This is a genomic window from Streptomyces sp. ME19-01-6 (genome assembly GCF_033793745.1).
Classification (GTDB): Bacteria; Actinomycetota; Actinomycetes; order Streptomycetales; family Streptomycetaceae; genus Streptomyces.
Map to the genome: position 1 here is coordinate 1 of NZ_JARAXF010000097.1, position 1673 is coordinate 1673.

The following is a 1673-nucleotide window of genomic DNA, read 5'->3' on the forward strand; positions in this document are numbered from 1 at the left end:
GCCGCACCCCGCCCGAGGACCAGTCCACATGCTCCGACGGCTCCTCGACATGCAACGTCCGCGGCAACACCCCATACCGCATGGCCATCACCATCTTGACGACCCCGCCCACCCCGGCCGCCGCCTGTGCGTGTCCGATGTTCGACTTCATCGAGCCGAGCCAAAGCGGCTGGTCCGCGGAGCGGTCCTGACCGTACGTCGCCAGAAGGGCCTGCGCCTCGATCGGATCGCCCAGCGTCGTCCCCGTACCGTGCCCCTCCACCGCGTCAATGGCAGCCGGAGTCAGCTCGGCGTTGGCGAGGGCCTGGCGGATGACGCGTTGTTGTGAGAGGCCGTTGGGCGCGGTGAGGCCGTTGCTGGCGCCGTCCTGGTTGACCGCCGTTCCTCGTACCACGGCCAGAACGGGATGCCCGAGCCGTTGCGCGTCCGAGAGCCGTTCCACCAGCACCATGCCCGCACCCTCGCCCCAGCCGGTGCCATCGGCCGTGGCGGAGAACGCCTTGCACCGACCGTCCGGGGAGAGACCCCGCTGCCGGGAAAACTCGATGAACGCCAAAGGGGTGGACATGACGGTGACCCCGCCCGCCAGGGCCATGGAGCATTCCCCGGTGCGCAGTGCCTGGCAGGCCAGGTGCAGGGCGACCAGGGACGACGAACATGCCGTGTCCACGGTGACCGCCGGCCCTTCCAGGCCGAAGGTGTAGGCGACGCGCCCCGAGGCGATACTGCCCGCGCTTCCATGAGCGAGGTATCCCTCGAACCCCTCGGGGGCGGTTGGGAAGCGCTGCGCGTAGTCGTGGTAGGCCAGCCCGGCGAAGATCCCGGTCGGAGTGCCACGTACGGAGGTGGGGTCGATACCTGCTCGCTCGAAGGCTTCCCAGGAGATCTCGAGGAGCACTCGCTGCTGAGGGTCCATGGCCAGGGCCTCGCGCGGACTGATACCGAAAAATTCGGCATCGAATGCGCCCGCCTGGTGAATGAATCCGCCCTCCCTCGTGTACGACGTTCCGAAATGCTCGGGATCCGGGTCGTAGAGGTTCTCGAGGTCCCAGCCACGGTCGGTCGGGAATCCGGAGATCGCGTCCTGCTCGGTCACGAGGAGATCCCATAGCTGTTCCGGGGACAGCACGCCCCCCGGATAGCGGCATGCCATGCCGATGATTGCGATGGGTTCGCCTGTGCCGACGGTCGTGAGAGGGACATGGCTGATGGCTTCGTCTTGCGTACCCACAAACTGCTGACGCACATGCCGTACGAGCGCGGCGGGGCTCGGGTAGTCGAAGACGATGGTCGGAGCGAGGGTCAGCCCGGTGGCCTCGCACAGTCGATTGCGGAGCTGGACGGCAGTCAGCGAGTTGAAGCCCAGTTCCTTGAATGCGCGCTCGGCGTGGATGTTCTCGGGACTTCCGTGACCGAGAACACTGGCGATGTGTGTGCGAACGACGTCGAGGAGTGTTTGCTGCTGTGCGTCTGGTGGTTGGTGGGCGAGCTGCCGACGGAGGGTAGCCGTGGCGGGCGGTTCGGCTGAAGCGGGGCGGGGAGTGAGCTGGTCGGCTTCGGGTTCGGAGACATGAAGCCAGTAGTGGTGGTGTTGGAAGGGGTAGGTGGGGAGGTTGGGGTGGTGGGTGGGTGTGTGGTGGTGGTGCCAGGTGGTGGGGTGGCCGTGGGTGTGG

Annotated in this window: 1 protein-coding gene; it reads right to left on the bottom strand. The window is 67.1% G+C overall.

Annotated features, from left to right (window positions below; translation table 11 throughout):
* On the bottom strand, window positions 1-1673 hold a 1673-nt coding region (locus PV419_RS52755; protein WP_319701225.1), incomplete at both ends, for a type I polyketide synthase.